This is a genomic window from Chryseobacillus diguaensis, from assembly GCF_049220665.1.
Classification (GTDB): Bacteria; Bacillota; Bacilli; order Bacillales; family Bacillaceae; genus Metabacillus_B.
Map to the genome: position 1 here is coordinate 126,393 of NZ_JBMKNV010000001.1, position 24,514 is coordinate 150,906.

The 24,514-nt window shown below is 38.7% G+C and carries 25 protein-coding genes; 17 read left to right on the plus strand and 8 right to left on the minus strand.

Annotation, left to right across the window (positions count from 1 at the left end):
* The first annotated feature begins 20 nt into the window (after nucleotides 1-20).
* The gene (locus tag ACOT8F_RS00635; protein ID WP_421649622.1) at nucleotides 21-806 is read left to right on the plus strand and encodes a 3-hydroxybutyrate dehydrogenase; all 786 of its coding nucleotides are present in this window, start codon (nucleotides 21-23) and stop codon (nucleotides 804-806) included.
* A 179-nt stretch (nucleotides 807-985) separates the two neighbouring features.
* Here ACOT8F_RS00635 and ACOT8F_RS00640 read toward each other — a convergent pair whose 3' ends face one another.
* Entirely contained in the window at nucleotides 986-2,878 is a 1,893-nt protein-coding gene (locus ACOT8F_RS00640; protein ID WP_421649623.1) for a hypothetical protein, read from the minus strand.
* Nucleotides 2,879-3,079: 201 nt separating this feature from the next.
* Here ACOT8F_RS00640 and ACOT8F_RS00645 point away from each other — a divergent pair, with 201 nt between their 5' ends.
* On the plus strand, nucleotides 3,080-4,495 hold the full coding sequence (locus ACOT8F_RS00645; protein ID WP_421649624.1) for a sigma-54 interaction domain-containing protein: 1,416 nt from the start codon (nucleotides 3,080-3,082) through the stop codon (nucleotides 4,493-4,495).
* A gap of 380 nt (nucleotides 4,496-4,875) precedes the next feature.
* Here ACOT8F_RS00645 and ACOT8F_RS00650 read toward each other — a convergent pair whose 3' ends face one another.
* Nucleotides 4,876-5,853 (minus strand): aldo/keto reductase, encoded by a 978-nt coding sequence (locus tag ACOT8F_RS00650; RefSeq protein WP_421649625.1) that lies wholly within the window; start codon nucleotides 5,851-5,853, stop codon nucleotides 4,876-4,878.
* Nucleotides 5,854-6,161: 308 nt separating this feature from the next.
* On the opposite strand from ACOT8F_RS00650, the gene sigH reads away from it, so the two are divergent.
* Nucleotides 6,162-6,791, plus strand: a complete 630-nt coding sequence (gene sigH / locus ACOT8F_RS00655; RefSeq protein WP_421650013.1) for an RNA polymerase sporulation sigma factor SigH — start codon at nucleotides 6,162-6,164, stop codon at nucleotides 6,789-6,791.
* Nucleotides 6,792-6,864: 73 nt separating this feature from the next.
* Here the strand turns inward: sigH and ACOT8F_RS00660 are convergent, their stop codons facing one another.
* Both ACOT8F_RS00660 and ACOT8F_RS00665 read right to left on the minus strand, forming a co-directional pair.
* The gene (locus ACOT8F_RS00660) at nucleotides 6,865-7,014 is read right to left on the minus strand and encodes a hypothetical protein (RefSeq protein ID WP_421649626.1); all 150 of its coding nucleotides are present in this window, start codon (nucleotides 7,012-7,014) and stop codon (nucleotides 6,865-6,867) included.
* 111 nt (nucleotides 7,015-7,125) lie between these two features.
* The gene (locus ACOT8F_RS00665; protein ID WP_421649627.1) at nucleotides 7,126-8,076 is read right to left on the minus strand and encodes an LCP family protein; all 951 of its coding nucleotides are present in this window, start codon (nucleotides 8,074-8,076) and stop codon (nucleotides 7,126-7,128) included.
* 403 nt (nucleotides 8,077-8,479) lie between these two features.
* Between ACOT8F_RS00665 and ACOT8F_RS00670 the strand changes: the two genes are divergently transcribed.
* The 4 genes from ACOT8F_RS00670 (at nucleotide 8,480) to ACOT8F_RS00685 (ending at nucleotide 10,682) form a co-directional block, all read left to right on the plus strand.
* Nucleotides 8,480-8,596 (plus strand): hypothetical protein, encoded by a 117-nt coding sequence (locus ACOT8F_RS00670; RefSeq protein WP_421649628.1) that lies wholly within the window; start codon nucleotides 8,480-8,482, stop codon nucleotides 8,594-8,596.
* A 156-nt stretch (nucleotides 8,597-8,752) separates the two neighbouring features.
* A complete protein-coding gene (locus tag ACOT8F_RS00675; protein WP_421649629.1) occupies nucleotides 8,753-8,923 on the plus strand; it encodes a hypothetical protein in 171 nt (56 codons plus the stop codon).
* Nucleotides 8,924-9,339: 416 nt separating this feature from the next.
* A complete protein-coding gene (locus tag ACOT8F_RS00680) occupies nucleotides 9,340-10,182 on the plus strand; it encodes an STAS domain-containing protein (RefSeq protein WP_421649630.1) in 843 nt (280 codons plus the stop codon).
* Nucleotides 10,183-10,262: 80 nt separating this feature from the next.
* The gene (locus ACOT8F_RS00685) at nucleotides 10,263-10,682 is read left to right on the plus strand and encodes a DUF4395 domain-containing protein (RefSeq protein ID WP_421649631.1); all 420 of its coding nucleotides are present in this window, start codon (nucleotides 10,263-10,265) and stop codon (nucleotides 10,680-10,682) included.
* Between the two features lie 108 nt (nucleotides 10,683-10,790).
* Here ACOT8F_RS00685 and ACOT8F_RS00690 read toward each other — a convergent pair whose 3' ends face one another.
* Nucleotides 10,791-10,919 (minus strand): hypothetical protein, encoded by a 129-nt coding sequence (locus ACOT8F_RS00690; RefSeq protein ID WP_421649632.1) that lies wholly within the window; start codon nucleotides 10,917-10,919, stop codon nucleotides 10,791-10,793.
* A 167-nt stretch (nucleotides 10,920-11,086) separates the two neighbouring features.
* On the opposite strand from ACOT8F_RS00690, the gene ACOT8F_RS00695 reads away from it, so the two are divergent.
* The 5 genes from ACOT8F_RS00695 to ACOT8F_RS00715 all read left to right on the plus strand — a co-directional run bounded on the left by ACOT8F_RS00695 (nucleotide 11,087) and on the right by ACOT8F_RS00715 (nucleotide 15,677).
* Nucleotides 11,087-12,511, plus strand: a complete 1,425-nt coding sequence (locus ACOT8F_RS00695; RefSeq protein ID WP_421649633.1) for an NAD-dependent succinate-semialdehyde dehydrogenase — start codon at nucleotides 11,087-11,089, stop codon at nucleotides 12,509-12,511.
* A gap of 274 nt (nucleotides 12,512-12,785) precedes the next feature.
* The gene (locus tag ACOT8F_RS00700) at nucleotides 12,786-13,364 is read left to right on the plus strand and encodes a DUF2087 domain-containing protein (RefSeq protein ID WP_421649634.1); all 579 of its coding nucleotides are present in this window, start codon (nucleotides 12,786-12,788) and stop codon (nucleotides 13,362-13,364) included.
* Between the two features lie 114 nt (nucleotides 13,365-13,478).
* Complete coding sequence (locus ACOT8F_RS00705; protein WP_421649635.1) at nucleotides 13,479-13,886, plus strand: MFS transporter; 408 nt, start codon at nucleotides 13,479-13,481, stop codon at nucleotides 13,884-13,886.
* Nucleotides 13,819-14,703: an MFS transporter gene (locus tag ACOT8F_RS00710; RefSeq protein ID WP_421649636.1), complete on the plus strand. Its 885-nt coding sequence runs from the start codon at nucleotides 13,819-13,821 to the stop codon at nucleotides 14,701-14,703. Before ACOT8F_RS00705 ends, ACOT8F_RS00710 begins: the two co-directional genes overlap by 68 nt.
* A 116-nt stretch (nucleotides 14,704-14,819) precedes the next feature.
* A complete protein-coding gene (locus ACOT8F_RS00715) occupies nucleotides 14,820-15,677 on the plus strand; it encodes a gamma-glutamylcyclotransferase family protein (RefSeq protein ID WP_421649637.1) in 858 nt (285 codons plus the stop codon).
* 200 nt (nucleotides 15,678-15,877) lie between these two features.
* Here the strand turns inward: ACOT8F_RS00715 and ACOT8F_RS00720 are convergent, their stop codons facing one another.
* From ACOT8F_RS00720 to ACOT8F_RS00730, 3 genes are read right to left on the minus strand one after another with little or no spacing between them, the layout of a single operon-like run.
* Nucleotides 15,878-17,359 (minus strand): sodium:solute symporter family protein, encoded by a 1,482-nt coding sequence (locus ACOT8F_RS00720; RefSeq protein ID WP_421649638.1) that lies wholly within the window; start codon nucleotides 17,357-17,359, stop codon nucleotides 15,878-15,880.
* Entirely contained in the window at nucleotides 17,356-17,553 is a 198-nt protein-coding gene (locus tag ACOT8F_RS00725; protein WP_421649639.1) for a DUF3311 domain-containing protein, read from the minus strand. The genes ACOT8F_RS00720 and ACOT8F_RS00725 overlap by 4 nt, the downstream gene beginning before the upstream one ends.
* Nucleotides 17,550-18,740 (minus strand): M20 family metallopeptidase, encoded by a 1,191-nt coding sequence (locus ACOT8F_RS00730; protein WP_421649640.1) that lies wholly within the window; start codon nucleotides 18,738-18,740, stop codon nucleotides 17,550-17,552. Before ACOT8F_RS00730 ends, ACOT8F_RS00725 begins: the two co-directional genes overlap by 4 nt.
* A 311-nt stretch (nucleotides 18,741-19,051) precedes the next feature.
* Between ACOT8F_RS00730 and ACOT8F_RS00735 the strand changes: the two genes are divergently transcribed.
* From ACOT8F_RS00735 to ACOT8F_RS00755, 5 genes are all read left to right on the plus strand, one after another.
* Nucleotides 19,052-19,891 (plus strand): STAS domain-containing protein, encoded by an 840-nt coding sequence (locus ACOT8F_RS00735; RefSeq protein ID WP_421649641.1) that lies wholly within the window; start codon nucleotides 19,052-19,054, stop codon nucleotides 19,889-19,891.
* A 538-nt stretch (nucleotides 19,892-20,429) separates the two neighbouring features.
* The gene (locus ACOT8F_RS00740) at nucleotides 20,430-21,467 is read left to right on the plus strand and encodes a LacI family DNA-binding transcriptional regulator (RefSeq protein WP_421649642.1); all 1,038 of its coding nucleotides are present in this window, start codon (nucleotides 20,430-20,432) and stop codon (nucleotides 21,465-21,467) included.
* Nucleotides 21,468-21,521: 54 nt separating this feature from the next.
* Nucleotides 21,522-22,241 carry a ThuA domain-containing protein gene (locus ACOT8F_RS00745; protein ID WP_421650014.1) on the plus strand — a complete coding sequence of 240 codons (720 nt, stop codon included), beginning with the start codon at nucleotides 21,522-21,524 and terminating at the stop codon, nucleotides 22,239-22,241.
* Between the two features lie 22 nt (nucleotides 22,242-22,263).
* Nucleotides 22,264-23,307, plus strand: coding sequence for a Gfo/Idh/MocA family protein (locus ACOT8F_RS00750; protein WP_421649643.1), 1,044 nt, complete (start codon nucleotides 22,264-22,266; stop codon nucleotides 23,305-23,307).
* A complete protein-coding gene (locus ACOT8F_RS00755) occupies nucleotides 23,304-24,338 on the plus strand; it encodes a Gfo/Idh/MocA family protein (protein WP_421649644.1) in 1,035 nt (344 codons plus the stop codon). The genes ACOT8F_RS00750 and ACOT8F_RS00755 overlap by 4 nt, the downstream gene beginning before the upstream one ends.
* Nucleotides 24,339-24,514 lie beyond the last annotated feature (176 nt).

Below are 24,514 nucleotides of genomic sequence, written 5' to 3' on the forward strand. Positions count from 1 at the left end.
AGGCAGAAAGGATACCCTATATGAATCAGCTACTGATGAACAAAACAGCACTTATTACAGGAGCAGCCAGCGGAATTGGCTTTGAAACGGCTAAGGAATTTGCAAAAGAAGGGGCCGCAGTCATTATTTCAGATGTGAATGCGGAAGCAGGGCAAGAGGCAGCTGAGAAATTAAAAGAAAGCGGTTTTCAGGCGAGTTTTATCCATTGTGATGTCACAGAGGAAGAGCAAATGCTGAAATTATTTCAAAAAATTTCAGCAGAGCATGGCAAATTAGATATTTTAGTGAATAATGCCGGTTTGCAGCATGTCTCTCCGATAGAGGAATTTCCCACTGCCAAATTTGAGTTTCTTATAAAAGTCATGCTCACGGCTCCGTTTATCGCCATTAAACATGCATTTCCTTTAATGAAGAAACAACGATTCGGCAGAATTATTAATATGGCATCGATCAATGGCCTTATCGGTTTTGCAGGGAAAGCAGCATATAACAGTGCAAAACATGGAGTAATTGGATTAACAAAAGTGGCTGCACTTGAAGGAGCGGAATATGGTATTACAGTAAATGCCCTATGTCCAGGATATGTCGATACTCCCCTTGTTCAAAATCAGCTGGCCGATCTTGCAAAAACAAGAAATGTACCGTTTGAAAGAGCCCTCGAAGAGGTGATCTACCCATTGGTCCCTCAAAAAAGGCTTTTGTCCGTTCAGGAAATTGCAGACTATGCGGTTTTTCTATCAAGCGACAAAGCAAAAGGGGTTACAGGGCAGGCTGTCGTCCTTGACGGCGGCTATACAGTACAGTAATCTATTCTCCAAGATAATTGTTATTTGCAAGGGAATGGAAGAAACAAGAAAACATGCATCTTTAAACTTCTCAAATGCATTTTTTTTGTGATATTAGAAGAGAGCTTAATAAAAAAACTGACTCCACATACACAAAGGAGTCAGTTTTTTTAATATTGGTTTAAATTTAGTTAATGAAACTATTTAAGTTTCTGATAAAACCGATGATTTCGATCGAATAGCATAACATTCAACTGGAATAGAGTATTGTCTTCAGAAATAATAATCCTTAAAGAATTTTTTGTTATTTTGCCGTTTTCCTCTCGGCTTTCTGTCTGAAGCTCATAGGTTCCCCTTTTTAAAGATATCGGTTGGCGGATATCTTCTGGTATTGAAAGTGATTCTGCCACTTCATTATTTTCAATGTTAATAATTTTAATGTTTGTTTCTTTAAGTTCTTCTGCAATGATTCTTACAGAAGCCTCTGCTGCAGTAGCATCACTAAAAATTCGGGGAGGAAGCTGATTTTTTCGAATAATTCGCTCATCAAGATAGTCTCGAGGAATAGATTGAAAAAAGTACCATCGATCCAATAGATACAGCTTTTCATCAGGGAATCGTTTTTCTGCAAATTTAATCCAATTTTTAACGTAAGGATCCGGAATGCCTGCTGCATAAAATTGAAGTGTTCTGCTGATCAGGTTAAAGCTGCCGACTCGATCAATGGCGTAATTTGGTGCATCAGCAGGCATATTCCATGGGTGATCCATCGTATACTCTTTGTACAGCCAGTGGCCAATATCCGCAGAAGCTTTGACCCATGCGAGATTTCCCCACACTTGTGCCAGCTGATATAGCATATTCCCTGAATAGCCTCCATAGTTTGTATCTTCAACTAATGGCAAGTTTTGAGTTAGAGGAAGAGAACCGTTCGGCTTTTGTAAAGAGAGAACAGCTCCCGTTTCGTTCATAACGATATCCATAGCTGTTTGGCTGCGATAAAACTTGGACTTAGGCTCCCAGTATAATTCGGAAAAAAGGGATGCTACTTGAAGATTCTGATTTGGGTTGATCTCGAGCGGCCCCATCTTTCCTTCATCTGAAATGCCGTAAGGAAACACTATATAGCCGTTATTCTCTCCGCGCTGAACTTGATTTACCCATAAAGTCGCTTGGTTATCTACGAAATTCAATACTTCCGTAAGACCAGTATATTTATAGGCCTCGAATAATCCATTATTGTCTCTTGCAAACTGATCACGGTACCACCAGCCCGTTTTTTGATAATCCTTAGATTGGAGGCGGTTATTTTTCAGATAAAATTTTGAATAAAGCGTAATGATGTCTTTGACCATTTCTTTATAATCGGAGTCACCAGACAAATGATATAAAAACGCCAGATGCTTAGGTAAATAGCCAAGATATTTTGTATCTCCGACAAGAGTCCAAGCGTCTTTTTGAACGATGTCTTTTTTTTCAGTTTCATTAAGAATGTGCCAGTGGTTTTTCAACTCTGTCAATTTTGGAAATAGATAGTCCGGGTTATTTGGATCAAGAGAATCTATTAGCTGTTTGTATTTCATGTTTAGCAAAATTTCTCTATTATCAAGAGATTGCTGTATACTTCGAGGAAGTAAGGTATATCTTCCTGAATTCTTAATACTAACACTTCTTTGATGCAATCGTTTAAGTTTTGAGAAGTCATTTTGAGCTGTTTCTATATTTGCTTGATTCAATTTTCCTTCAATATAATTCATCAGCCGATATTCTGAAACTTCGTAAATCGTTCTTTCTTTTGCTATTTTAGCTGCCCTTATATATTGTTCATTCAATTTTTGACGATTACTTTTACCAGGAGTTTTTCCTATCATAGCTTCAGTTTTTATAAGGAGACCTGTGAAACCATCATAAAGATCATTCAGTTTAACCAAATTTCCAGTAAGGATAACTTGATTATATTGAGTTGTGTGCTTTCTTAGTTGTTCGCCTTGAGTCAACACTGACTTTGGTGGACTTGATGCAAGTGCGGGCATTGTTGTAAGTGTTCCGCCAGCTGTAATCGCTGAAGCAAGAATAATCTTAAGCATTTTCAATGACGTATTTTCATCCTTTTCTTTAAAAGTAAATGAATGGAACAAGTTCCAAATTCAATTAAGTATAGCATCCAAATGTTTAGGTGTGTTATATAAATAATAGAAAAAAAGAAAAATTTGCAGCTATTGATAAAACAAAGAGAAGTATCTTAAGATAATCATATAAATGTAAACGGCAACAAAAGAGGGGTGAAGCGACCTATGAAAGGAAAGCTAAATAATATTCCATCTGAATGGCTGGAGGAAATTATTAACCTTGCTGCTGAGTGCATGGTAGTGATCGATCGTGAAGGGAAAATTCTTTACCTTAATGCAGCTTATTGTGAGTTTTTACGGGTGACTGCAGAAAATGCAATCGGACAGCCTGTACAGGATGTTATTGAAAATACAAGGATGCATATTGTGGTCAAAACGGGCAAGGCCGAAGTGGCTTCGATTCATCCAATTAACGGGAGTGAAATGATCGCCAACAGATATCCTCTTGTTGTTAATGGGGAGACTGTTGGTGCAGTTGGGACTGTTATGTTCCGCAACCCGCAGGAGTGGGTTGACTATTCAAGAAAAATTCAGCCGATTTTGGAAGAGCTGAACTACTATAAGACAAAATTTGAAAAAGAACTATACAGCAAGTATCATTTTGGTGATCTGATTGGGGAGAGTCCTGGATTTCTCGCTGCAAAGAGGCTCGCTGAAAGAGTGTCAGACAGCCATTCGGCAGTTCTTTTATTGGGTGACTCTGGAACAGGCAAAGAATTATTTGCCCACTCTATTCATCAAACGAGCAGCAGAAGATATGCCCCTTTTATGAGGGTAAATTGCGGATCAATTCCTGAGCACTTGTTTGAATCTGAAATATTCGGCTACGAGGAAGGAAGTTTTACAGGGGCTAAAAAAGGTGGGAAAAAGGGAAAGTTCGAACTTGCTAATGGAGGAACCATTTTCCTTGATGAAATTGGGGACCTGCCGCTTCAAATGCAAATTAAGCTGCTTCGGGTACTGCAGGAAAAAGAAATTGAGCGAGTGGGCGGAAGATCTCCTATTCCTATTGATGTCAGAGTGATTGCTGCTACTCATAGAAATTTAGAGGATATGGTGCAAGAAGGCCTTTTCAGACAGGATCTATACTACCGACTAAACGTAATAAAAATTGATATCCCTGCTCTAAAAAACAGAAAAGAAGATATCGTGCCCATTTCAAACATGCTCCTTAGAAAACTAGAAAAAAAATTTCATAGGAAAAACCTGCAGTTATCAGAAAAAGTTATTTTCAATCTGCAGCGCCATTCTTGGCCCGGTAATATTAGAGAACTTGAGAATGTTCTCGAAAGGGCAGTGAATATTCTTGATGGAACAGCCATTTTGCCTGAACATCTTCCGCTGTATCTTCAGCAAGATAAAGAAACAGAAAATAGAAGTTTTGACAGTATTTCTGTTCATCATTCTGCTCCATTACACAATCAGCCTTTCCGCTCATTAAAAGAAACAGTAGCCGAGGCTGAAAAAAATGCTATTCTTCAAGCATTGTTTTCTTCTGATGGCAATAAGGCAGAAGCTGCCAAGCTATTAGGCATTGGGAAAACAAGTTTATATGATAAATGTAAGCTGCACAAAATATAAATACTATATTTCAAAAATTTTATCGAAATTATTTTTTAAATTAAAATAGTAGAAAAATAAATTGTATTGTTATATATTGGAGCCTATAATATTTTAACTATAATTCTTAATGTTAATGAATGTTAATGAACATACTGAATTGTAGCTTCTTCAATAGTATAACAAACAAAGAAATGTATTTTCATTGAACTGCTTCATGAAATTGATAGCTCTATCCATTAAACCAGGCTTTTATCAAATTGGATCAGGAATGAATTTGAACAGGGAATTAAAAAGGATTTGAATCCATTATTTTAGACAAATGAAAAACCCCTTCAAAAGAGGAGGGGTTAAGCTATTTCACAAGAACTCAGTTAGATTAAATGTAAAAAACCATAATATCAAGGTAAAGAGATTCCTCTTGAAGCAACATAAAGAGAATACCATTCTTCACGTGTCATTAGTTTTGAAATGCGAATCGCATCTGCACAGCTGCGAATTCTCTCAGGGTTTGTTGTCCCAATAACCGGCTGAATTTTCGCAGGATGGCGCATTAACCAGCCAAGAACAATCGCTTCTCTGGAAGTTTCTTTTTCAGCAGCCATTTTAGCAACTAGCTGTTTTGTATTTCTTTCAGCCTCAGTTAAGTTCTCTTTTTCATTTCCTGAGAACATTCCATTTGCTAAAGATGCCCATGCCTGAATTTGAATTTGGTTGAGCATGCAATATTCAAGCAAGCCATCTGAAAATTGGGTTTGTGCTCCGGCTTTTTGGTTCACATGAACTCCATGATCAATCCAGTCCAGTTTATTAAGGCTCATTTCAAGCTGATTGACGATTAACGGTTCTCCTAAATGATCTTCAAGTAATTCCATTTGGCTTTTATTCATATTAGACACACCAAAATAACGAACCTTTCCTGACTGTTTTAGCTGAAGAAGAACTTCAGAAACTTCCTCTGGCTCCATTAAAGGGTCGGGTCTATGTAAAAGCAGGATATCAAGATAATCAACGGAAAGCCTTTTTAGCGTTTTATCAACGGAGCTTTCGATATGTTCTATTGAAAAATCATATCTTCCAGGGGCATGATCGTCTTCAAAACGTATGCCGCATTTACTTTGAATGATCATTTTGCTTCTAAGGTCGGGACTTTTTTTCAAAACCCTCCCAAAAGCTTCCTCGGCTTTTCCCATTCTGTAAATATCGGCATGGTCGAACATACTTATTCCTGAAGAAAGCGCCGCATCAATGCCTTTTTCTGTTTTTGCCACGTCTTCATCTGTAAGCTGGCTGTAATCCCAGTTCCCGCCAAATCCCATGCAGCCCAATATAAGCCGGCTGCTTGTAATCTTTCTTTTTTCAATTGGCATAGTCCCCACTAATAAAACCTCACTTCATGATTTAATTTCTCTTCCTCTTATTCATTGTAGGTGTGAAAGCTTTTACATGCAATTTTTTCATCGACATCTTGTTTGAGATTGGGACAGGGATAGTGAAGAGGTTTTTTAGAATAGGTAGAATTTTATCGATTTTTCGTGTATGTTGAAGGTATTAGTCTGAATTTGCAAATATCTTTCAAGGCTCACTTCGGTTACTATTAAACTAGTAGAAGGATGGCAAATGCCAACTCGGGTAGGGAGATTGTTATTCAACTGGGTTATGCGGAGGGATATTAATGCTGACAAAAATGAGTGAAGTTTATGTGCAGGAAAGCTATATGTTTATGGATGACGATAGGTTAGTGGCACTGGTTCATCGAGGGGAAATAGATCCATTAGAATATTTAATTGATAAATATAGAAATTTTGTCCGTGCAAAATCGAGCAAATATTTCTTAATTGGCGGAGATCAGGAAGATATTGTACAGGAAGGGATGATCGGATTATTTAAAGCGATCCGTGATTACAAATCAGATAAACTGACTTCTTTTAAAGGATTTGCAGAGCTTTGCATAACAAGGCAAATTATTACTGCAATCAAAACGGCGACCCGCCAAAAGCATGCTCCTCTTAATTCCTATGTCTCATTGTACAAGCCTATTTATGGGGAAGAATCAGATTACACGCTGCTTGATGTAATATCCGGCGCACAAATGATGGATCCTGAAGCATGTCTGATTAATCAGGAAAAAACCGCAGACCTTGATCAAAAAATAGCAGAATTGCTGAGTGACCTGGAAAAAAGTGTTTTGGCTCTTTACATGGAAGGGAAATCTTATGTGGAAATATCAGAAGATTTGAAAAGTCCTGTAAAAACCATTGATAATGCGCTTCAGCGTGTGAAGAGAAAGATGGAGAGAGTTTCGACAATAGGATGACGCTTCAGAAAAAAGCTGAAGATAGAAGAGCCGGCCCGTAAGTTCCTTGTACTTACGGGTCGGCTTTTTACGCTTATGTTTCTTTTTGATAGCCTGAATAAGGATTGCCTGAAATCTGTTTTCTCATTTCATCTGTGATTGTTAAAGAAGAAAGCTCATTTTTTGCATCCTCAACAGATTGCGGCAGCACACTTCCGTCGTAAAATTGAAAATTGGGCTCCATTCAAATACCTCCTATTGGCATAGTTAACAACACTTCTATTTTACTATAATTAACCATTTTATGGATATGGATATAAAAAAAGAATGCCATCAGGCATTCTTTTTGTACAATTTAGGAATTTCCATCCAGGAAATTTTTCAGAGCTTCTTTATTTTTATCAATATCTATTTGGAGAACATCACCCTTACCGGCATATTGACGGTTTTCAAAGGTGCCATCTTCAGGTATGCGGAATTTTTGTATATCCTTCGACTGCCCGGTTATAACATCTGTTCCTAACGAAACCATCATATTTTGGTCAAGGTTTGTATCTATATAAGGAATCGTAAGACCAAGCAGTTCAGGTATTTTTAAAAACCCGTTTAAACTTGTTGCTTCATTCTTCAGCTTTGTCATAACTTCCTGCTGTCTTCCTACACGCCCAAAGTCACTCTGGCTGTCATGACGATAACGGACATATCCAAGCAGCTCTTTGCCATGAAGCTTCTGAATTCCCTTCGGTATTGTTACCCCAATATTTTTGGACATTGTATGCGGAACATCTACTTCAATTCCATCCGGTGCAATTGTATCGACTATTTTAGGGAAACCTTTAAAGTCGAGGATTGCATAATAGTTGATATCCACATCAAAATTTTCTTTTATAGTCTGGCGAAGCAGCTCTGGTCCGCCAAAAGCTATAGCAGCATTAATTTTTTGTTTTCCATGACCTGGTACATTTACATAACTGTCTCTCATAATGGAAACTAGCTTTGAATCATGAGTGTTTTGATCATATTGGGCAATCAAAATTGAATCGGATCGCGCATGTTTTTCGCCTCTTGAATCACTTCCGAGCAAAAGAATATTTATCTTGCCTTTTTCAGGCTGTTTGCCTTTAAAAGCTTTCGCAGCCGCAATGTCTTTGACTGGAGCTTCATTTTTCGCTTCTGCAATTCCTTTATTGTATTGCGCGTAAGCATATATTCCTCCAACAAGGAGCATCATTAGGAATAGGGTGAAAATAACTCTTCCCCATCTTACCTTCTTTTTCTTTTTATATCTTTCAGACCTTGCATTCAAGTAAAATACCTCCTGAAAAGTGGGTTACTTAGCCATACTCCAAAATATCATTTTTCTGCAAGTTTTTCAATCTATATTTACAAAATCATACTTGGGAAGATTTGTAATTTGAGAGTTAACTATTTATTAAATGAAATTGACAAAGCCTTTTATTAAATAAATGGAGTAGTTTCTATTATAAAGAAGCGTAATCAAAAATCTGAAATCATTATTTGCTTAATATATTGAATGATTCGACATTTATTTCATATTTTCCCTCTAATAGTATTTTATAACTAAATTCTATGTGCTATATTCGACAGAGTCCATTGTGGAGGAAAATAAAATGAAAATAAGCTCTTTAAATTCATGAGGTTAATATGGCTTCCAACCTGCTTGCCTCAAGCAGGGAAAAGGATTTTCAGTGGTTGCTGATGAAGTTCGTAAACTGGCAGAACAATCCGCTAATTCAGCTAAACAAATTTCTTCTTTGGTTTCTGTTATTCAGCAGTCCGCCGTTAATGCAGTTCAAAATGGATAAAGCAACGAACGAGGTTGCGTCAGGGAGCATTATTGTAAATGCAGGAACTTCGTTTAATGATATAATTAACTCAACTAACGTTGTCTCAAAAGAAATTGACATCACAATCAATGCCATGAAATATATAATCGAAAGTACTAATCAAGTGACTAAGTCATGCAAATTATTTCAGAAGAAGCCAAAATTGTATCATCTGGTGCCCACACAACTGCAGCAAGCTCCCAGGAACAACTTGCTATTACAGAAGAAATATCCTCTTCTGCGATCATGCTGGCCAAAATGGCAGAAGAACTTCAAAATTTAATTACTAAATTTAAAATGGCTTAAGTATAAAAATACGGCTGAAACCACATTGAACAATAGATTGAAAGAAATTGTGCAAGTTAGTAAAATAAATAGGAAAATAATTATTTATTTTTTGGCTCAGTTAAAGCATGATGTTGATTTTTACACCTTGTTGATTGGAGCGGGTGCTGAGACTCCTGCTTAGAAAAGCATGTCAAGGGAGAACCCCGCAGGAGCAAAGCGACGAGGAGGCTCTAAGGTAAGCCCGCTAAAGCTTGAGTGCCTGCTAGCTGCAATCGACAGTCAAGTATAACAGAGCCTATTTTTAATGAATTATGTATAATAGCAGATTAAGCTTTGGTATATGCTTGTTGGGAAGTAAGGATATTTTCATCTGTATTTTTTGCTAAAAATATTGAATGTGATCCTACAATTGTTTTTTGGGAGAGGGAATAACGATGGAACTGCAGCGTATCGGGGAAATGATTTTACGAAAGAAACAAAACATTGCCAGACATGTCCATGACGATAGAATGGCAGGAGTCATATTAACTGAAGAGCAAAAAAGGGATTTTATGCAGCTTGAACCCCACATTATGGAGATTAGAGCGAGTTTCATTCATTTATTTGGAGAAGCTCTAATTGAACATGCAGATCGTAAAATATCGACTGAGAAAGTCTTTATGTGGGGCAAAAAACAAGGTGAATACTTTTTTCATTTGGGCGTACCACTAGATGAAGCTTTAAAAGATACTGGTTATTACAGGGATTATATCTGGAAAGCTATTGAAGAAGAAGCAGATGCACTGAAGCTTTCTCCATCTATCATTTTTAAAATCATCTCTATTATTGATCCTCTTCTGGATAAAGCTGTTTATTGGTTTAGCTTGACGTATGTCCAATTTCACCAAAAAGCACTGGAGAATGCGAGAAACGCATTTTTAGAATTATCCGTACCTGTGGTTCCATTAACAAGAGGTGTTGGAATATTGCCTTTAGTTGGTAATATAGATACTGCTAGAGCACAATTTCTAATGGAAGAGACATTAAAGCATTCATCGAAACACAATTTTACTCATTTAATATTCGATTTTTCCGGAGTTTATATCGTGGACACAATGGTAGCCCAGCAAATATTTCAAGTAATCGACGCACTTCTGCTTATAGGTGTTGAAACAATTATAACAGGCATTCGTCCTGAGGTAGCTCAAACAATGGTTAATCTTGGTGTAAAAATGGATCAATTTAAAGTGAAAGCAAATCTCGAACAAGCATTAAATCACATCACTTTAACAAGATAGTTTTCAAAAGAGCTGCTTGCTTCACAAATCGTTTAATAAAGAGTAAAATACACATATTCCAATCAGATAGGTGGGATATAGTGAATACCATCCCGAAACCGCTTGTATTAACGAATCAATGGTTCATTGTCTTATCAGTTTTAGCAGTATGGGTAACTGGATGGGGAATGCTCCTCCTAATTCCGCTGCTTGCCGGGCTAATGGGGCTCCTTTTTAAATTCAATCCAGTCATGAAAACCGCTAAATGGTTTTTGCGCAGGCCTCCTTCAGAATATAGACAGGAAGACTTTGAACAGCAGCAATTCAACCAATTGATCGCTGTCAGCTGTTTAATTCTCAGCTTAATAGGATACATGATGAACTGGATGATCCTTGCCTATATTTTTACTGCACTGGTCGCGCTTGCAGCGTTTATTGCGATCCTCGGCTTCTGCATTGGCTGTTTCATTCGGTTCCAATGGCAGCAATACCGTTATCGAAAACGTTCCAAGCAGGCTTAAAGAACCCGAATTTTCGGGTTCTTTCTTTTATTTATGCAATTATATTTAATGAAGAAAAGCTGCCAAAAAAGGAATTTTAGCAGCAAAAACAGAATGTTTATGGAGCAGTTACCAATACTTTTCGTCTTCTTCATGCGTTTTCTTAACAGCATTCTTGAATTTAACGAACTCAGCTGCAGCCAGAGCACCAAAAAGGCCGATTCCAGCCACGAACCATAATGTTTTTTTGCCGTACATATCAAACAACTCCTATTAGAAGACAGTCTATTATAATTTTCCCTATGTGAAAAGTTATAAACCATTTGACAAGGTTTATTGGCTAGTATTCTTCTAAATGTTTAGCAAAAGCATGGAAAGTGGAACATACTCTTTAAAGGGAGATTAAATTGAAGGAGGTTCTTTTCATGAAATCGTGGTCAAATTATGTGAATGGTAAATGGGTTAATTCAAATGAGACAATTAAGGTAGAAAATCCAGCTACCCGGGAGATTTTTGCCACTGTTCCTAAAGGCGGGAGCAAAGAGGCTGAAGCTGCGGTAGACGCTGCGCATGCTGCACTAGAAGGCTGGTCTGCTCTTACTGCCTATGAAAGGGCAGAGTACCTGGAAAAGTGGGTATCTTTAATTAAAGAAAACAGAGAAAAAATTGGCCATTTAATGACACAGGAACAAGGAAAGCCGGTAAAAGAAGCAATTGGTGAAGTAGATTATGCAAGCAGTTTTATAAAGTGGTTTGCAGAAGAAGGGAAACGCGTATATGGCGAAACGATTCCAGCTTCGGCTGGTAACAAACGCCTTTTTGTTATCAAACAGCCAGTTGGAGTTATAGCTGCTATTACACCATGGAATTTCCCTGCTGCGATGATTACTAGAAAGGTAGGGCCAGCCCTTGCAGCAGGATGTACAGCAGTAGTTAAACCAGCTTCTGCTACTCCTTTAACAGCTCTTAAACTAGCTGAACTGGCACATGAGGCAGGAATACCAAAAGGAGTTTTAAATGTGGTCACTGGTTCTTCAAAAGAGATCAGTGAAGCATGGATGAAAGATGGTCGTGTAAAAAAACTTTCTTTCACAGGCTCTACAGAAGTGGGCAAAACCTTGATGAAAGGTTCTGCAGATACAATGAAAAAAATCTCCCTTGAGCTTGGAGGACATGCTCCATTTATTGTGATGGATGACGCAAATTTAGAAAAAGCAGCTGAAGCAATGGTAGCATCCAAGTTCCGTAATTCAGGGCAGACATGTATTTGCATGAACAGAGCCTACATACATGAAAAGGTATACGATGAGTTTGTCGGCAAGTTCCAATCAGCAGTAGCCAAACTGAAAGTGGGCAACGGGCTTGATGATGGAACAACGATTGGACCGTTGATTGATCAGGATACAATGGAAAAGGTGCAAAGGCACATAGATGATGCAAAAGAAAAAGGCGGAAAGATTATAGAAGGTCCACAAATGGCTCCTGATTCAAAAGGGTATTTTATTGAACCCGTTATCATTAGTGAAGCAAATGATGACATGCTTTGCATGAATGAGGAAACGTTTGGACCTGTCGCGCCGCTGACAAAAGTTTCGTCTGCGGAAGAAGCTATTGAGAGGGCAAACAATTCCCCGTTCGGGCTTGCTGCCTATGTTTTTACTGAAAACATTTCAAAGGGTGTCAAAATTGTTGAAGGGCTTCAATATGGAATTGTAGGACTAAATGATGGACTTCCATCTACAGCACAAGCACCATTTGGAGGAATGAAAGAAAGCGGGCTGGGCCGTGAAGGCGGAAAACAGGGGATTGAGGAATACCTCGAAGTGAAATATGTTTCTTTAGGTCTCTAAATCTGAATTTTTGCGGTGAAGGTTTTTTGAAGATAGCTTAATGATTGAATAGAAGGCTGTTTGTTCATGTGCAGTAATGGGTAAGAAAAAGTTGAATAAAAAAACGTTTGGATTTTTTCCAAACGTTTTTTTTTGCATATAAAAGAGGGTTTTTTTTAGAAGTCACTATTTTTGAAATTCCTTGAATGAGCAAAAAATGTAAAAGTTTAGAAAAGGGATTGATGATTTCATCTAATTAGATTATTATCTAATTAGATGAAAGGGAGTGTAACTTTTGCAATTAGATCGATTGGTTAATTTCCATAAAACATTAGGCGATCCAACAAGGATCAGAATTCTGGCGCTCCTTCAAAACGGCCCTTTGCATGGGCAGGCCATTGCAGGAAAGCTTGGATTAAGACCGCCTACGATCACACACCACATGGCGAAGCTGAGAGAGATCGGATTAATCATTGAGCGGAGAGAGAAAAATACCATTTATTTTTCTCTTAATCAAAAGAAACTGGAATTCAGTGCAACAGCCATACTCAGAATGGTTTCTGAAATTTCGGAGAAGGAGAGTGAAACGATGAAACAAACAGACCATCACCAGGTGATAAAAAATTTCTTTACGCCTGATGGAAGACTTAAACAAATTCCTGCCCAGAGGAAAAAGAAAATTATTGTGATGACTCATATGGTTAAAGGATTAAAGCAAGGTGTTGTATATGAAGAAAAAGAAATCAATGAATTTCTTAAAGGTTATCATGAAGATTTTGCAACACTTAGGAGAGAGCTTGTCATGAATCAATTTATGTATCGTCAAAATAACAAATATGAAATGAATCCTCCTGAGCTTTGGATGATTGACTAATGGTTTGTTTTAAGGAAAGGTTCTCTTCTGTTTGTTCTCAGCAGCAGAGAGCCGCAGACCATGCATTTTTTTGACTAACTAATTAGATAAACATCTAATTGAATGGGGTGTAATATGGGGATCATCCAATTATTAAAAGAGGAAAAAGATTATCGAAAGCTCTTTTTATCAGGGGTTGTCAACGGTATAGGAGACCGGTTCAGCCAGGTGGCTATGCTTGCTCTTCTATTAAAAATAACAGGATCAGGTATGACAGTTGGCCTGGCGATGGCAATAAGACTTGTTCCATTTTTATTTTTTGGACCTGTTGGCGGTTATTTAGCTGACAGACTGCCGAAAAGAACCATTATGGTCGTGACTGATATGATCAGAATCTTTTTTGCCATTTCATTTATATTTGTAAAAAGCTCTTCAGATGTTTGGATTATCTATGCAAGCTCATTTATGCTAGCACTTGGATGTCTACGCTCCTTCGAGAAAATCACTGATCCCCTCCCTGACGAAGAAAAGAAATCTTGTTAAAATCAATAGCTTGGAACAAGTACAGCTCGGCATTGTCCTCATCGCTGGATCCTTTTCAGGGGGCATCTTGACTTATTTTTTTGGACCTAATTTGACTTTTGTGATCAATGGCTTTTCTTTTGGTATAGCAGCCAGTATATTATATTTTCTTCCAAGAAAGGAACGTAAAGAAAACGGTGAGAGCTTTAGAGGGAAACGGGTGCAATCCTCTTTACCCTTAAGAAAAATGCTCCTTGCTTCAAGTTCTTTGCTGATTGTTATTCTATTAGAATGCCTGATCCCCTTATTCAATGGAATAGATAATGTGCTGATCAGTATCTATGCAGTCGAGGAATTTAAACTAGGAGATTTAGGAGTGGGGCTTTTTTATGGCTCGCTGGGGATAGGATTGGTGCTTAGTTTTGCTTTTTCAGACAGATTGAAAAAAAACCTTGTGTTAGTCGGTTTACTGGCGCTTGCTATAGAAGGTCTGCTGTTAATGCTGCTTAGTCAGGTTTACTTCTATCAGGCGGCCTTCTTGATCTACATCAATATTGCTTTTTTGTCAGGAATAGGCAATACATGTTTTGATACTGTTGTCATGAAAGAAACACCAGTCGAACATCAAGGAAAAATATTCGGATTGTTAGCAACAATTTCCAATACCTTACTTGGACTTTCGATGTTCGGAACAGGAGCCCTGCTTGAAATCATGGAGAATAGATTTGTGGGCCTTTTAGGTGGAGCGGCGTTTGTATTCATTGGATTCGTACTAATAGGTGTATATTATTGGAAAATCCGAACTGATGGAGGAAGTAGCATAAGGAAAACGGGCTGAATGTACTTATCGAGAGGCTGCAAGTAAAATCTTTGGAATAACGGGAGACGTGCGTTCCTATAATAAAATATTATCTAAATCTAAAAGATTTTTCTTTCAATTAGGAGTTGAATTAAATGAATGAGGAGTTACAAAACCTTTTTGTTTATGGAACATTAAGAAGCCAAATGGAGAATGAGAATTTTGTAAAAAATGCAAAAACACTTTCAAGACAATGCTTTGTGGAAGGTGATTTATTTGATACCGGTAATGGCTATCCAGTACTTGTTCCTGGCGGGGGAAATAGAGCATATGGTGAACTGATTCAGGTTTCAAAGGAGGAACTTGAGCGCATCGATGAACTGGAGGGTTATGCTGGAAAAGGAAAAACAAATGATTACGAACGCATGTCCATTGTGGTTCATACAGATCTTGGAGAAAAGGAAGCACAAACTTATGTTTTTGATGAAGATAAAGCACAAGGGATGGATCCTGTTACATACAATGACTGGAAATGTCACTTGTATTTAGAAAAGCCGGTCCTTTATTATTTTGCTTATGGTTCCTGCATGGATGAAAAGCGATTCATTGAGCACAGTGTCGATCACTTTTTTAAAGATGTCCTTGGAAGAGGAGCTGCAGACGGATATGACTTGGCATTTACACGCCGTGCCCCAGACGGAGGCCGAGCAGATATGGTAGAAACTGGTGGACTTGTTGAAGGGAAGGTTTATCAAATCAGCCAGGACGCATTGAAGTACCTCTATAAAAGGGAAGGGGTTTTTGGATGGGTTTACAGGCCTGCATTTGTTGACATTGAGATCAATGGGGAAGAATTGAAGGATGTTCTTACTTTCCTTGTCATCCATAAAGAAAATGAAATTACACCTCCTCAAAGTTATTTGGATGAAATTATATGCGGCGCCACTGGCTGTGTGAGTGAAGAATATTTAATCCGGCTGATGGAACTGCCTTATCATCCAGCGGATCAATAAAGATGATGCCATAAGAAGGCTGCCGCTTGCTTATATGAACTGTACCTTTATAGTTTAAAAACAACCAACAATAGGAGGTGCAGTTTTAATACAGAGCAGCTTTATCTTTTTCATTTTTAAATTTTTATACCTTAGAATGGTGATTCAAATTAGTAAATGATAAGAGAACCTGATGGTATTCCCATCAGGTCCCGTTGTATTTATTTAGATAAAACGCTTTTTTCATGGCTTTCATTTATTGTTGGAGTTTTTGTGAAAGTATTAACAGCAAACAAAACGATAACATTAAGACCTAAAGCAATAATCCCGATGTTTAAATCTTTTAAAGCCTGCGGAAGTGCTGGAAACAATTTTCCTATTGTTGCTCCTGAAAAAGTGGTATAGGCCACAAAACCAACTCCTGCAACAATACCTGCAAAAGCTCCTTGCTTTGTGACAAGCGGTCTTTTCCCTAAGCTGAACAATAAAGAAGGGAAGAGCTGAGTAACAAGGCTGTACCCCATCAATAAAAGGGCAGCAATCGTATTTCCTCCATTAAAAGTGAAAAAGACAGCGATCAATGCAATGACAGGCACCATGTATTTTGCAATAGAAGCAATTTGTTTGTCTGTTGCCCCAGGAACAATGACATTATAAACATTTTTAGCCAATAACGTTGCAGAAGCCATTAGCATCATTGAACCTGGAACGAGTGCAGTTAATAGCCCTGCGGCACCAATTAACCCAACTGCCCATGGATCAAATGTTTGAATTGAAAGCTTGAAAAGAGAGAGATCTGCATCTGTTCCGTTAAGTTCAGGTACTTTTGTAATTGCTGTAAATCCAATAAAAAGGACGAGCACAAGTACGATGGAATAAAGAGGCATGAATACGGCATTTTTACGAAACACTTTTGTATTTTTTGCTGTATAGGTAGAAGCAAAAGTATGAGGCCACATGTAATAGCCAAATACAGTCAGCACAATAGTAGAAATAAACCAGCTAATGCTCATTCCTTTATCAGGAAGAATTAAAAAATTCGGTTTTGCAGCCTGAACAGCTTCAAACATAGGCTGAATTCCGCCAAAATAATGAATCGGGAGATAGATTCCCAAAAATACGACAACAAAAAGAATGAGAAAATCTTTTAGCACAGCATTCCATGCTGAACCATGAATTCCTGAAATCATAACGTACAATGTAATGGTAAAGAGGCCAATCCATACAGCCACTGCAGGGGATATAGCTCCATAGGATGCTTCTGAAACAATGATTCCGAGCCCCTTCAGCTGAAGGACCAAATAAGGAATTAAGGCAACCACTCCAACTACCGAAACTAAAATACCGAGAGCCGGACTGTTATATTTTTTTGTGAAAAAATCCGGCTGAGAAATTAGCCTGTTTTCCTTTGCAAAGCGCCAGATGGGAGGAAGCAGCCAGTAAGAAAGCACATAAGCTAGGGTGCCATAAACAAGGATGTAAAGGGAAGGGCCGCCTTTCCCGTATGCCCATCCGCTGCCTCCGAGAAATGTAAAGGTCGTATAAATTTCACCCGCCATTAACAAAAAGACAAACAATGTGCCGAATCCTCTTCCGCCCACAGACCATTGCTCAAGGTCCATATCCTTCCCTCGTTTTGCCCTGACACCTAAATACAAGGAAACAAGAAGGAAAAAGAGCAGGATAACCAGAGATGCAATCATTCCGTTTCCTCCTTATTTGATGGATCCAAACTGTAAATAACAGCCATAATCGCAGAAGTCAGGATGACCCAAAGAATAATCCAGAAAATTAAAAAGGGCATGCCAAGTACATAAGGGTCTACTCTATTAGCAAATGTCATTCCTCCAAAAAATCCGATAAAGGGGAGAAGGGCCAGCCAGCAGGTTTTTTTCATACCTTAACTTCACTCTTCAGCATTTTCAATGCAGCAGTGACAAACATTTGTACACCCATTTCCAGTCCATCTTCATCAATTGTAAACTTGGCATGATGATGAGGATAGATAATGTTTTTGTCTTTGTTGCCCGCTCCAGTAAAAAAGAAGCAGCCGTCCGCCTTTTGGAGAAAAGCAGAAAAATCTTCGCCTACCATACTTGGCTTCATTAGTTCTACACCTTCTTTACCGTAAAGTTCTTCAGCTGTTTCATGCAGAAAGCGGGTAACTTTTTCTTCATTAATGACTGGACGATAACCGTACTCATATTCAAAGCGATAATCAGCCCCATGAGCCAGGGTGATCCCTTTTACAATTCCTTCCATCCTATCTTGTATCGTTTCTCTTAAATTTTGATTAAAGCTTCGAACAGTTCCTACCATTTTAACTTCCTCAGGCAGAATATTATGAGCACTTCCACCGTTAATTTGCGATACGGATACAACCAGCTGTTCAGTCGCATCTGTATTTCTCGAAACAATATGCTGCAGATTGGTAATAACTTGAGCTGCAATGGCTATATTATCTGTTGAATCATGAGGCAGTCCTGCATGTCCGCCTTTTCCTTTAATTGTGATATAAAATGTGTCAGGAGAAGCCATCATTGGACCATAAATGATGCCAATTTTTCCAACTTCAAGAGGTGACCAAAGGTGAGTACCGATGATGACATCAACCCCATCCATTACACCTGCCTCAATCATTTGTTCTGCTCCTCCCGGAAACAATTCTTCTGCATGCTGGAAGAGGAAGCGGACTTCCCCGCTGATATCACCTTTGTGCTCGGACAGCAGTTTTGCAGCTCCAAGGAGCATTGCCGTGTGGCCATCATGTCCGCATGCATGCATAACTCCCGGATTCACTGAGACAAATTCAAAGTCATTTTCCTCCTCAATTGGAAGAGCATCCATATCAGCACGGATCGCCAGTACTTTTCCTTTTTTATTCCCAATCAGCCGAGCCATGACACTTGTTTTAGTTGGACGGGAAACTTCCAGATTTCCAAATGATAAAAGGGTCTCATAAATATATAGAGACGTTTTTTCCTCTTGAAAGGATAATTCAGGATGCTGATGAAAATGTCTCCGCCAATCAATCACCTGATCTTTTAAACTTTCTCTTACCTTGACATTAGATGTTAAACTCACTTTAGTTTCCCCCATCCTTTTGGTTTGTTTGCAATTATATTAAAATTTAGATTATTTGGAAAGTTTTTTGATTTATTTTTGGTTGTTTTCGCAAAGATTGCTGCTATTCGTATAATCCCGAACACAGCTTCGTGGCATCTTTTCTTAAAATTCGCAAGTGCATCCTAGCATATTTCCTGTTTAAAGAAATTAATAGTGCAATATCCTTCCTCCTTTTCTGGTAAAAACAGGAATTTTTGCTTGATATGTTGGTTCTTTTATTAAGAAGCGTTAAAATAGAAAAAGGAATTTGGTAGCAAGGAGGCCATTTCATGGATGATACAACTAAAATTAATTACGAACGCTTTACGGAAGTGATCTTAAAAGAATTGCAGCTTCTTGAAAAAGAAGCCTTTAATAATAATGTTTCCGGGAAACGCTATTCTGAAGATTTAACGCCATGGCGGCTTACTTTGACCAAAATTTATGCTGAAACGCTAACCCTCAAGCCTGAAGCCTCAATTGATAAAATGAAGGAATGGGGAGAGGAGTTTGCAGGCAGATTAGTAGAAATGGACCTTCCGCTTGATGCTGCTATACATGAAGTTCGATTTACAAGAAAAAGCATTGGTGAGCTGATTAAACAAGAAGCCAAGCAACAATCCTTGACGATGGATGATTTTTACAAACTTATCTCTTCTTTTGATAGGACAGTTGATCTCGCTATCCAGCTTGTAAGCATCTCCTATATGAGAGCCTATAAAAACCAAATGCAAACAGCTCAGGATGCCGTTGATGAGCTGGCGATCCCTGTTGTTAAGATAGAAGAGGGAGTTGGAATTCTTCCGATTGTTGGAGATATTGATACAAGAAGAGCGGAGCTGTTAATGAATACGGCATTGAATAAGAGTGTTGAACTTGAATTAGAATACTTGATTTTGGACTTGTCAGGAGTTCCAGTTATGGACACTATGGTAGCGCAGCAGATCTTTGAAGTTCTTGAAGGGCTTCGCATCACCGGTATTACAAGCAAAATAAGCGGTGTAAGGCCTGAACTCGCCATTACAATGACTCAGTTAGGCTTGAACTTTAAGCAGGCTGATTCTTTTTCAAGTTTGCACCAGGCGATAAAAAGCATTCAGCGTGAAGAGAATAAAGGAAGTGAAGACTGATCATGTCAGTCTTCTTTTTTTGCGCCTTTTTACGAAAGGCTGTTTTCACCAAGATTGTTGCTATTCGTACGAACACGCATAAAGATTAGCTTTATGGCATCTTTTCTTAAAATTCGCAGGTGTATTCTTGCTCTATTTCACTATAATGCATGAAAAAACAACAAGGTTTAAGAAAAGAGCCTGGAAAATAAATAAACGGAATGTTCAAGCAGGCACATGGAAGGGCTTTATCATTTAGGCTCAGAAAAGCTTAAGGCTGATTTTTACACCTTGTTGATTGGAGGGGGTGCTGAGACTCCTGCTTAGAAAAGCGTGTCAAGGGAGACCCCGCAGGAGCAAAGCGACAAGGAGTCTCTAAGGTAAGCCTGCTAAAGCTTGAGTGCCTGCTAGCTGCAATCAGCAGCCAAGTTTAACAGAGCCAACATTTAAAATTTTAACGGTCTTCTGAATAAATTGAAAACATGGAAAAAAGCTATTGTTTTTTTTCATGTAATAGAATAAAATTTAGGTGAAGTTAACCGGTTAACCAGGAGGGGTTATGAAGAGAAAAATAACCATCAGAGATGTTGCCAAACATGCCGGCGTTTCTCCAGCTTCTGTTTCTTATGCTGTGAATGGCAAGAAAAAGGTTTCTGCTGAAACAAAACAAAAAATTTTAAAAGCAATACAAGAGTTGAATTACCGGCCTGACTTTACTGCTGTCAGTTTATCCAGTAAGAAATCTAAGCTTATTGGAATCATGAAAATTTGGAATGAAGATTCCTTATTGCCGGTACTTCAAAGCAATCCCTACTACAACGAATTTATCAGCGGTATTGAATCGGTAACCCGTACCCATGGCTATGATATTCTTTTGACAGGAATTGAAAATGCTGAAGAAAGTGAAGAATGGGTGCATAAAAGGAACCTGGATGGTTTGGTTCTGATGGGCTCGTTTCCATCCGTCGTGCAAAACCTTGCCGAAACTGCTGATATACCGATTGTTTTAGTAGATTATTATGAAGGTGTCTCAGGTAATTTTCATACGATGAACATAGCGGATGAAGAGGGAGGGTACCTGGCTACCAAGCATTTATTGGAGCTCGGGCATACCTGTATTGCCATGGCACTCACTAATATTTCCAAAAGTCCTGTTGATCATCAAAGGTTTCTTGGCTACAAAAGAGCTCTTAAAGAATTTGGAGTTCCATTCCGCGAAAGTCTTGTTTTTGATAGTGTCAGCAATTTTTTTCAATCAAGTTTAGAGGCAGGAAACGATATATTGAGGTCTAAGCAAAACATTACCGCAGTGTTTTCTACATCTGATACACTCAGCTTGGGAATTATGAGAACGCTCTCATCTAATGGTATGAAAATACCTGAAGATTTTTCAATCGTTGGATTCGATGACTTAAGTGTAAGCCAGTATTTAACACCAAGCCTGAGTACTGTCCGCCAGGATATTTTTAAAAAAGGGCAGTTAACCGCTACTATGATTTTTAAAGCCATGGAACAAGGTAATTCAGAACCGCTTAAAGAAACTCTTCCTGTAGAATTGATCATTAGAGAATCTTCTGTCGCACGTCAAACAAAGTAATAGATTAGGAGACGGGCAGACAGATTGATACATAGAAAATAAAAGGATGTGCTAATAATGAATGTGACAGTATGGAATGAAAACAGACACGAAAAAACGAATCCCGAGGTACAAGCTGTTTATCCAGAAGGCATCCATGGTGCTCTTTCAAATTTTTTGAAAGAAAACCACTCAGTTCAAACAGCTACTCTTGATCAGGAAGATCACGGTCTGTCTGATGAATTGCTGAATTCTACTGATGTTTTGATTTGGTGGGGTCATGTCGCGCATGAGGAAGTAAGTGACCATATCGTAGAAAAGGTTAAAAATCGGGTTCTTGATGGAATGGGATTGATTGTTCTTCACTCCGGGCATTTTTCAAAAATCTTCAAAACACTAATGGGAACGGGCTGCGACCTTAAGTGGAGGGAAGCAGATGAAAAGGAACGCTTATGGGTAGTGGATCCAAGCCATCCGATTACAAAAGACATTGGAGAATACATTGAGCTTGAGAAAGAAGAAATGTATGGGGAGCATTTTGATATTCCTGCACCAGACGAATTGGTCTTTTTGAGCTGGTTCGAAGGGGGAGAAGTCTTCCGCAGCGGCTGCACATATAAAAGAGGAAATGGAAAAGTATTTTACTTCAGGCCTGGACACGAAACCTATCCGACATACCATAACAAGGAGATTCAAAAAGTGATCAGGAATGCTGTTCAATGGGCCGCTCCAGTAAACCGTGCACGTCCGGTTTATGGGAATGCAAAACCGCTTGAAGCTATTGGATCTAACTAAACGATAAACTGGGGGAAGTAAAATGACTAAATTAAAAGTTGCTGTAATTGGCTGCGGAAGTATTGCCCAGCATCGCCATATTCCTGAGTATTTAATGAACGCACAAGCTGAGCTTGTTGCTGTATGTGACATTAATGAACAAAGAGCCAACGAAATTGCCAGAAAATATGAAATCAAGGCTTTTAAACACTATGAGGAACTATTTGAAAGCGGGCTAGTAGAAGCAGTCAGTATATGTACGCCGAACTACTTGCATGCTCCAATTTCTATTGCTGCTCTAAATGCAGGCCTTCATGTACTTTGCGAAAAACCAATGGCAACAAGCAGGGAAGAAGCCAAAGAGATGATAGATGCTGCGAAAAAGGCAAATAAAAAGCTTATGATCGGCCATAATCAGAGGCTTGTACCATCCCATCAAAAAGCAAGACAGCTGATCAAAAATGGAGATATTGGCAAAGTATACAGCTTTCGGACAGCTTTCGGCCACGCTGGACCGGAAAGATGGAGCGTTGACGGCAAAGACAGCTGGTTCTTTCAAAAGGATAAAGCATTCATTGGCGCTATGGGTGACCTTGGAGTACATAAAACAGATTTGCTTCGCTATGTACTTGGAGAGGAAATTGCTGAAGTAGGGGCTTTTGTTGAAACAAGTGCAAAAGATTTTGCAAATGTGGATGATAATGCAGTATGTGTCATGAAAACAGAAAGCGGAATAATTGGCACGCTTGCAGCAAGCTGGGCCTATACTGGTAAGGAAGACAACTCTACAGTTATATATGGAGAAAAAGGGATTTTAAGATTGGAAGAAGATCCTGAATATTCACTAGTGGCTCAATATGCAAATGGAGAAGTTGTTAAATACTCTCTAGGCAAAATCCAGTCCAATGAAGAAGGCGGCCAAGCCAATTCTTTTGTGGTAGAACATTTCATTGAATCTATTTTAAGTGATAAAGATCCGCTTATTACGGGAGAAGAAGGCTTAAAATCTCTTGAAGTTATTCTTGCTGCGCTCCGGTCAAATGAAACCCGGCAATTTGTCACAACCAATTTGGGTGTTCAAGTATGATAAAGCTCCGAATCGGCATAATCGGAGTTGGAGGTATCGCTACAGGAAGACATATCCCTGCTTTTCTTCAATTTTCAGATCAAGCCGAAATTACAGCCGTAAGCGACATTAATATTCATCGTGCTGAGGATGTTGCCAAGCAATTTGAAATCCCGTTTTTTTGTGATGATTATACAAAACTTTTTGATCAAGTTGATGCGGTTATTATTTGTACACCAAATAAATTCCATGCGGAAATTTCCATAGCAGCACTTGAAGCGGGACTTCATGTATTATGTGAAAAACCAATGGCATTGTCTTCGCTAGAATGCCAAAAAATGCTTGAGGCTCAAAAAGAAAGCGGGAGGAAACTGGCGATCGGGTATCATTACCGATTTATGAAGGAGTCCCAGGCAGCTAAAAAAGTTATGCTGACAGACGAAATAGGTACTCCACTTGTAGTCCGTGTTAAAGGCTTAAGGAGAAGGAAAGTACCGGGATGGGGAGTATTTACGAACAAGGAACTTCAGGGGGGCGGCAGTTTGATTGATTATGGCTGCCACTTGCTTGACCTTGCCTTATGGCTGATTGGTAACCCTAAACACATCGATGTGTCAGGGAGCACTTACAATGCCCTAAGCAAAATTCCCAATCAGGTCAATCTATGGGGGGATTATGATTACCAAACCTTTAATGTGGATGATCATGTAACAGCTTATATTAAATTCGAGAACGGGGCATCTCTGCTGTTTGAAACGTCATGGGCAACAAATATCAGAGATGATGAGGAGCATTTAAGCATTTCAGGGGTAAATGGGGGCATAAATGTTTTCCCGTTTGAACTGTATACCACGAAATTTAACATGCTTTTCAATTCAGAGCCGAATTGGATTCCCGGCGAGGAAGACCCCGGTCTTCTTCAGGCAAAAAACTTCATAGCAGCCTGTCTGAATGAAGAAGAACTGATTGTTCAGCCTGAAGGTGCTCTGCAGGTTTCAGAAATTATCGATGCCATTTATCAAAGCAGTGACAAGGTAATGGTGAGAGAATAATTTTACAAAGGGCTGTTTTCGCAACGATTGTTGCTATTCGTAATGGTCTTAGAACATGCAAAAATGTTAATATCGCGGCATCTTTTCTTAAAATTCTCAGATGTATTCTGTTCAGCACTGAAAAGAGTGAAAGAACAACAAAGTTTAAGAAAAGAGCCTTTCATAAAGGAGATGGG

Coding starts and splice junctions, on each gene's coding strand:
- ACOT8F_RS00635 (WP_421649622.1), top strand. CDS start 21: ATGAATCAGCTACTGATGAACAAAACAGCACTTATTACAGGAGCAGCC.
- ACOT8F_RS00645 (WP_421649624.1), top strand. CDS start 3,080: ATGAAAGGAAAGCTAAATAATATTCCATCTGAATGGCTGGAGGAAATT.
- sigH (WP_421650013.1), top strand. CDS start 6,162: ATGAGTGAAGTTTATGTGCAGGAAAGCTATATGTTTATGGATGACGAT.
- ACOT8F_RS00660 (WP_421649626.1), bottom strand. CDS start 7,014: ATGGAGCCCAATTTTCAATTTTACGACGGAAGTGTGCTGCCGCAATCT.
- ACOT8F_RS00675 (WP_421649629.1), top strand. CDS start 8,753: ATGCAAATTATTTCAGAAGAAGCCAAAATTGTATCATCTGGTGCCCAC.
- ACOT8F_RS00680 (WP_421649630.1), top strand. CDS start 9,340: ATGGAACTGCAGCGTATCGGGGAAATGATTTTACGAAAGAAACAAAAC.
- ACOT8F_RS00690 (WP_421649632.1), bottom strand. CDS start 10,919: ATGTACGGCAAAAAAACATTATGGTTCGTGGCTGGAATCGGCCTTTTT.
- ACOT8F_RS00695 (WP_421649633.1), top strand. CDS start 11,087: ATGAAATCGTGGTCAAATTATGTGAATGGTAAATGGGTTAATTCAAAT.
- ACOT8F_RS00705 (WP_421649635.1), top strand. CDS start 13,479: ATGGGGATCATCCAATTATTAAAAGAGGAAAAAGATTATCGAAAGCTC.
- ACOT8F_RS00715 (WP_421649637.1), top strand. CDS start 14,820: ATGAATGAGGAGTTACAAAACCTTTTTGTTTATGGAACATTAAGAAGC.
- ACOT8F_RS00720 (WP_421649638.1), bottom strand. CDS start 17,359: ATGATTGCATCTCTGGTTATCCTGCTCTTTTTCCTTCTTGTTTCCTTG.
- ACOT8F_RS00725 (WP_421649639.1), bottom strand. CDS start 17,553: ATGAAAAAAACCTGCTGGCTGGCCCTTCTCCCCTTTATCGGATTTTTT.
- ACOT8F_RS00735 (WP_421649641.1), top strand. CDS start 19,052: ATGGATGATACAACTAAAATTAATTACGAACGCTTTACGGAAGTGATC.
- ACOT8F_RS00740 (WP_421649642.1), top strand. CDS start 20,430: ATGAAGAGAAAAATAACCATCAGAGATGTTGCCAAACATGCCGGCGTT.
- ACOT8F_RS00750 (WP_421649643.1), top strand. CDS start 22,264: ATGACTAAATTAAAAGTTGCTGTAATTGGCTGCGGAAGTATTGCCCAG.
- ACOT8F_RS00755 (WP_421649644.1), top strand. CDS start 23,304: ATGATAAAGCTCCGAATCGGCATAATCGGAGTTGGAGGTATCGCTACA.